The sequence below is a fragment of the Terriglobales bacterium genome, from assembly GCA_035543055.1.
Lineage (GTDB): Bacteria > Acidobacteriota > Terriglobia > Terriglobales > Acidobacteriaceae > JAIQFD01.
Genome location: DATKKJ010000141.1, coordinates 1 through 6,905, shown reverse-complemented (window position 1 = coordinate 6,905; position 6,905 = coordinate 1). Strand labels below are relative to the sequence as shown.

The 6,905-nt window shown below is 63.9% G+C and carries 7 protein-coding genes; all 7 read left to right on the top strand.

What is annotated here, in order from left to right:
* Nucleotides 1–189 precede the first annotated feature (189 nt).
* Nucleotides 190–348, top strand: a complete 159-nt coding sequence (locus VMS96_09760) for a hypothetical protein (GenBank protein HVP43710.1) — start codon at nucleotides 190–192, stop codon at nucleotides 346–348.
* A 39-nt stretch (nucleotides 349–387) separates the two neighbouring features.
* Entirely contained in the window at nucleotides 388–714 is a 327-nt protein-coding gene (locus VMS96_09755) for a hypothetical protein (GenBank protein HVP43709.1), read from the top strand.
* Between the two features lie 998 nt (nucleotides 715–1,712).
* On the top strand, nucleotides 1,713–2,198 hold the full coding sequence (locus tag VMS96_09750) for a L,D-transpeptidase family protein (protein HVP43708.1): 486 nt from the start codon (nucleotides 1,713–1,715) through the stop codon (nucleotides 2,196–2,198).
* A gap of 524 nt (nucleotides 2,199–2,722) precedes the next feature.
* Nucleotides 2,723–4,006 carry a trigger factor gene (gene tig / locus VMS96_09745; GenBank protein HVP43707.1) on the top strand — a complete coding sequence of 428 codons (1,284 nt, stop codon included), beginning with the start codon at nucleotides 2,723–2,725 and terminating at the stop codon, nucleotides 4,004–4,006.
* A gap of 159 nt (nucleotides 4,007–4,165) precedes the next feature.
* The gene (gene clpP, locus VMS96_09740) at nucleotides 4,166–4,753 is read left to right on the top strand and encodes an ATP-dependent Clp endopeptidase proteolytic subunit ClpP (GenBank protein ID HVP43706.1); all 588 of its coding nucleotides are present in this window, start codon (nucleotides 4,166–4,168) and stop codon (nucleotides 4,751–4,753) included.
* A gap of 7 nt (nucleotides 4,754–4,760) precedes the next feature.
* The gene (gene clpX, locus VMS96_09735; GenBank protein HVP43705.1) at nucleotides 4,761–6,062 is read left to right on the top strand and encodes an ATP-dependent Clp protease ATP-binding subunit ClpX; all 1,302 of its coding nucleotides are present in this window, start codon (nucleotides 4,761–4,763) and stop codon (nucleotides 6,060–6,062) included.
* Between the two features lie 126 nt (nucleotides 6,063–6,188).
* Nucleotides 6,189–6,542, top strand: coding sequence for a hypothetical protein (locus VMS96_09730; protein ID HVP43704.1), 354 nt, complete (start codon nucleotides 6,189–6,191; stop codon nucleotides 6,540–6,542).
* Nucleotides 6,543–6,905 lie beyond the last annotated feature (363 nt).

Below are 6,905 nucleotides of genomic sequence, written 5' to 3'. Positions count from 1 at the left end.
CCGGCTTCCCCACGGCGTCACCTTGCTCTGCGCCTACCATCCTTCTTTGCAGAACACCAATACCGGGAAGCTGACCCGCAGGATGCTGCTCGACGTGTTCCGCTCCGCCGCCCGCATCGCCGTCTCCTGCTGATTACAAATCTTTACACTTCCGCACCGGTTCCTGGGTTTAGGGGAACAGGACTGGATATGTTCCACAGCATCACAGGCCGGGTCCCGGCGGTCATCGCTAACGCCATCCACCAGGCGGTCTATCTGGGTACGACCTACGCCTGCCTGTCGCTGCTCGCCGCCTGCCTGGGCTCGCTCTTCGACCTGGGCACTGGCTCCCCATCGCTCAAGCAGTAGCCTCTCTTCACTTTGCAAATTACAAATTTGAAATTCCAAATGGTTTCATCTACAACCATGCCCAGGCCCGGACAGGTCGAATCGTTCACCGCCAGCCGCCTCACCAGCGGATACTTCCTCTTCCCCACCCGCATCGAAGTCGGCCCCGAACACGTCTTGCGCATCAAGCCCCGGCTCTTCGGCCAGACCGAGGAGAGCATCGCCATCGACAAGGTGGCCTCGGTGCAGATCACCACCGGCATCCTCTGGTCCGATATCCGCATCGACTCCAGCGGCGGCACCAACCCCATTCTCAGCCACGGCCACCGCAAGGCCGACGCCATCCGCATCCGCCAGCTCATCGAGCTGTTCCAGAAGGGGCGGTAGGGTCAGTCGCCAGTCGTCAATCGGCAGTCGGCAGCAAAGACAGGAGGACCAGTCGTCGGTCGGCGGTCGGCAGCAGGACAGATCAAAGGCCCCTTACCCCCTCCCCTGCGATATGTTGAAACAAAGGAGTTAACGACGACTATTTGTCGATGTGTCGGGTAAGTCCTTTGCGGTCAACGAAAGGCTTGCAAAATTTGTTGAACAAAGGAGTTAGGGGGTGTCGGTCGTGGGGTCGCGGGCAAACCAGTCCGCGGAGCGGACGGCATAGGTTAGCCCAGGACGTAAGTCCTGGGTAGCTGAAGAGATCGCGGCGAGTCCCTCGGGGACGGCACAGGGGCGATGATTTCAAAGATCTTCCGCGACAGGCGCGGGCGGGCGCGAGGCCCGCTACATCCAGCGTAGCAAATCGAAGGATTGTGGACATGGCAGTGAAGAACACGAAGTGAAGCGGAATCAGCGGCTTGCGGCGGTGGTAAAAGCCGGGCTTGACATTGCTGAAAGCTATAAATGAGACGGCTAAAGCATGGCGTAGCAGCAGGTTAGCGGGCTGCGGCCGGGCGTGAGACAAAAAGTTTATTTTGCGGCTGTCATCCTGAGCGAGGCTGCACGGCGGAGCGAGTCCGCCCGGTCTCCAGGCCCGCAAGGGCCGGCGCATGGGTAGCCCAGCACGGGAGTGCTGGGTAGGTATGGGAATCAGGGCTCAGTCCCGGAGGGACGGCGCAAAGATCGCTAATGGAACGCGGCACTGCTGTGCCGCGTAATCTCCGTCGTCCCTACGGGGCTTGGATATTTCTTTCCCCCGCCACCCAGGACTTTCGTCCTCGGCTACCCTTCCGCCGCGCCGATGGCGCTGCCCGCCTGCGGGCGCAAGGACTTAGCCCGGGCGGTAGGTCCGGGGTTCAGCCCGGACTTCGCGGCTCCGCCGCGAACACGGGGTTGGCATCGCGAGCGGGCCGAGCCCCTTCACCGGCGACAGAACCCGGGATAAACTCCCGCTGATGTCGCGCCTCGCGAAGCTCGGGCTGCTCCTGTTCGTCTTCTGCGCGTTCGCCTCCGCGCAGAAAGTCGACCGCATCCTGGTCGCCAAGCGCGACCACAAGCTCTACCTGATGTCCGGCGACAAGGTCATCAAGAGTTATTCGGTCGCCCTCGGGCGCGGCGGCCTGGAGCCCAAGCGGCAGCAGGGCGACCATCGCACTCCCGAGGGTGCTTACACCATCGACCGGCGCAACCCGAACAGCCACTTCCACCGCGCCCTGCACGTTTCTTATCCCAACGCGGCGGATCGCGAGCGCGCCCGCAAGCTGGGCGTCAGCCCGGGCGGCGACATCATGGTCCACGGCATCACCAACGGCCTGGGCTGGCTCGGCAGCCTGCACCGCAAGTTCGATTGGACCGACGGATGCATCGCGGTCACCGACCAGGAGATCGAGGAGATCTGGGCCCTGGTCCCCGACGGCACCCCGATCGAGATTCGGCCCTGAGGTGATCGCTTTTCCCTGAGGGGATTGCTTTGTAGGGGCGCAGCTTCAGCTGCGCCGACCCGGCCCCCCGCACAATTGTCATCCTGAGCGAGACGCATCGTCCGGCTTCGCCGGACGATGCGCCGAGTCGAAGGATCTCGCGTCTGCTGGAAGCGCCAATGCAGTCCGCACGGATTCTCCCCGAGGTGCCTGCGCGCGGAATGGGCACTTCGTAACCTCTGCGGGGTCCTTCACTCGGGCATGCGCCCTCGTTCAGGATGACAGGCGGAAGAGGACCAGGTAGCGCGGCCGCGGGGTCCCCGGCACGATTTCCTCTGCGTTCTCGGCGATCTTGGCGGTGAAAGACGCACAGCCGGGGGCGGCTGCTCCACACAATTAGAAAAGCAGGTCCCTCACGGTTGAAACCGTTCGGGATGACACTCGTAAAGATAGAGCGAGATGCTGGCCCGCGCGAGGGCGCGCGGGCTACTTTGTCGAAATTTGATAAAATCGTTGATTGCCCCACCCAGGAAGGAACCTCTAGAGTGAGCCCCGAAACCACCGCCAACACCCAACCGAGCTGCGAGCGCGAGCTCGCCATCGAAGTCCCCGCCGACATCGTCCAGAAAGAGACCGACGCCCTGGTCCAGCAGTTCGCCAAGCAGGCCCGCCTGCCCGGCTTCCGCCGCGGCAAGGTGCCGGCCAGCGTCATCCGCGCCCGCTTCGCCGAGGACATCAAGTCCGAAGTGGTGGACAAGCTGGTCCCCAAGTTCTTCCGCGAGCAGGTGGAGAAGCAAGGCCTGACCGTCGTCTCCCAGCCTAAGGTCACCGACCTGAAGATCGAAGACGGCCAGCCGCTGCGCTTCAAGGCGACCTTCGAAGTGCTGCCCCCCATCGAAGTCAGCGGCTACAAGGAAGTCCGGGCGGAGAAGCCGGAGATCGCGGTCACCGACCAGGAGGTCGAGGACTACCTGAAGCAGCTCCAGGAGCGGCAGGCCAGCTTCAGCGCCGTCGAGGGACGCCCGCTCCAGGACGGCGACTTCGCCCAGGTCTCGCTGGAGAGCCGACCCAAGGAAGAGACCCCAGAGATGAAGCCCTCGAAGCTGGACGACATCCTGGTGCACATCGGCGGCGAGAACACGGTGAAGGAGTTCACCGAGCACCTGCGCGGCGCCTCGGCCGGCGACGAGCGCTCCTTCGACGTCACCTACGCCGACGACTACCAGGAAGAACGCATGCGCGGCAAAACCCTCAGCTACAGCGTCAAGGTGAAGGGCGTCAAGCAGAAGAGCCTGCCCGAGCTGAACGACGATTTCGCCAAGGAGGTCGGCGACTTCAAGGACCTGGGCGAGCTGCGGGCCAAGGTCCGCGAGCAGATGGAGCACGAGAAGAAGCACCACGCCGAGCACGAAGCCAAGGACAAGCTGATGGACGAGCTGGTCCGGCGCAACGACTTCCCTGTCCCCGAGGCGCTGGTCGAGCGCCAGATCGACCTGCGCCTGGAGCGCGGTCTGCGCGCCCTGGCCGCCCAGGGCATGCGCACCGAGGACATGAAGAAGATGGATTTCTCCCGCTTGCGGGCCGGCCAGCGCGAGGCCGCGACCAAGGAAGTGAAGGCCTCGCTCATCCTCGACCGCATCGCCGAGGCGGAGAAGATCGAAGTCTCGGAGGAAGAATTAGAAAAAGAGGTGCAGGCCCTGGCGGCGCAGTCGAAACAGCCCGCCGACGCGGTCCGCGCTCGCTTGACCCGAGAAGGAACGCTGGATAGAATCCGCGACAGGATCCGGAGCGAGAAGACGCTCGACTTCCTGTACAGCAGGTCCGCATGACGCGGCCCGCTTTCCTCCCCCAGCCACGGTAGTGTCGGGCAGGAGTGTCGAGTTTTGGTAGTAGCAGGTAGTTGGTGGTTAGTAGTTAGGGGCCGGCTGCGCACAGCTTTTCCTAACTACTAACTACCAGCTACTAGCTACTAAGAAGGAAGAGAGCATATGGCCCTGGTACCGATGGTCATCGAGCAAACCAGCCGCGGCGAGCGGGCGTACGATATCTATTCCCGGCTGCTGCGCGACAACATTATTTTCCTGGGCACCCCGGTGGACGACCAGATCGCCAACCTCATCATCGCCCAGCTCCTCTTCCTGGAAGCCGAAGACGCCGAAAAAGACATCGCGCTGTACATCAATTCCCCGGGCGGCTCCATCACCGCCGGTATGGCCATCTACGACACCATGCAGTTCATCCGCCCGGACGTGACCACCATCTGCATCGGCCAGGCGGCCTCGATGGCCGCTCTTCTGCTGTGCGCCGGCACCCCCGGCAAGCGCTACGCCCTGCCCAATTCCCGCATTCTTATTCATCAGCCCAGCATGGGCGGCCTCTCCGGCCAGGCCACCGACATCGACATCCACGCCCGCGAGATCCTGCGCATGCGCGAGATCACCAACCAATTATTGGCCAAGCACACCGGCCAGCGCCTCGACAAGGTCGAGAAAGACGTCGAGCGCGACTTTATTATGAATGCGCAGCAGAGCAAGGAATACGGCATAATCGACGACATCATCTACCAGCACAAGTGAGGGAGCTGTGAAGACGCGGTCGGGGTCGGAAGAAACGTTACGCTGCTCGTTCTGCCACAAGAGCCAGGACGCGGTGGCGAAGCTGATCTCGTCGCCCAGCGACTACCCGCGGGCGTACATCTGCGACGAGTGCGTGGCGGTGTGCAACTCGATCCTGGAAGACGACCGGGGCGAGACCCACCCGGCGGCGGCGCCCAACCACCTGCCCAAGCCGCAGGAGGTCAAGACCTTCCTGGACGAGTACGTGATCGGGCAGGAGCAGACCAAGAAGAAGCTGGCAGTCGCGGTCTACAACCACTACAAGCGCATCCACATGAACCGGCAGCGGGCCGGAGAGGTGGAGCTGTCGAAATCGAACATCCTGCTGATCGGGCCGACGGGCACGGGCAAGACGCTGCTGGCGCAGACCCTGGCGCGCATGCTGGACGTGCCCTTCGCCATCGTGGACGCCACCACCCTGACCGAGGCGGGCTACGTGGGCGAGGACGTGGAGAACATCATCCTGAAGCTGCTGCAGTCGGCGGACGGAGACGTGGGACGGGCGCAGACCGGGATCATCTACATCGACGAAGTGGACAAGATCGGGCGCAAGGACGAGAACCCGTCGATCACCCGCGACGTCTCGGGCGAAGGCGTGCAGCAGGCGCTGCTGAAGATCCTGGAAGGGACCATCGCCAACGTGCCGCCCCAGGGCGGGCGCAAGCATCCGCACCAGGAGTTCACGCCGGTGGACACCACCAACATCCTCTTCATCTGCGGCGGGGCGTTCGTGGGGCTGGAAAAGATCGTGGGCCGGCGTGTGGGCAAGAAAGCCATGGGGTTCCTGACGCCGGAGCAGGAGAGCCAGGAACCGGCGCCGCCGCAGCCAGCATCGCCGCAGCCATCGAGCCCGAGCCGGCGCGATACCGAGCTGCTGCTGCAATCGCAGCCGCAGGACCTGATCAAGTTCGGGCTGATCCCGGAGTTCGTGGGGCGGCTACCGGTGGTGGGCATCCTCGATGACCTGGACGAGAACGCGCTGATCGAGATCCTGACTCGTCCGAAGAACGCCATCATCAAGCAGTACCAGCGGCTGTTCGAGTTCGAGAACGTGAAGCTGAAGTTCTCGCCGGAGGCGCTGCGGGCCATCTCGCGGGAGGCCATGAACCGCAAGGTGGGGGCGCGCGGACTGCGCATGATCCTGGAAGAGCTGATGCTCGACCTGATGTATCACCTGCCCAGCCAGAAGAAGGTGAAGGAATTCGAGGTCAGCAAGGAGATGGTGGAGAAACGGGACGTCTCGGTGGCGATGATGGAAAAAGCGGGATAGCGCATAGCGCATAGCACATAGTTGAAGAGAGGCCGCGCGGGGGCGCGGCCTTCGCACTTGTGGCCCTGACCTGCGGTGTGACCGCGGTCACAGACCTACGTGCAGGGCGGTAGTGTAATAGGAGCGATGCTGAGGCAGTCCTATGTCCGGGTGGTGCTGGCGGCCATGCTGATGGTGTTGCTGCTGGCGCCGATGGCGGCGGCGTTTGCGGCCGTGGCCGAGCAGCAGCACGGATGCTGCAAGGACGCCGCAACGCAGGTGGCGCAGCGGAACCCGCAGCAGTGCTGCGTGATGAGCAGCAATCCCGGGCCGTCGCCGGCGGCCATCGCGCCCCCGCGAGCGGCGGGGCACGAGCGCGTCTTGGTCGGGGCGAGCCGCGTCGCGGTCCCCAGGCCGCAGACTTCCGAGTATCTTCCGGCGTCGGAGCTCACTCCGTCGCCTCCCATCGGGCCGAACTGTAGTTCCATCCTGAGAATCTAATCCCTTTCCTTCGCTGAGCCAGGCGCACGGGTGTGCGCAGTCGGGCGGCTTGCCAGCCGCCTCGACCTGGACGGGCGAGACGCCCGTCCCTACGCGAGCTTGGACAGCCGAGGCGGCGGTCCCACACAGAAGTTGGAGGGAAAGGTGAGACCCCTAAAGGTAGTGATTTTGGTCGCTGGTCTTTGGTCGTCGGTCCTTGGCCAAGAGCAGACACACGCGCGCCATTCGCAAGCTGCGCCGATGACGCTGGAGCAGATCGAGGCGGCGGCGATGCTGGGCAACGCGGAGATCCGGGCGGCGGTGCGGCGGGTGTCGGTGGCCGAAGCGCGGGTACCGGGCGCGGGCGCGCTCGACGATCCGATG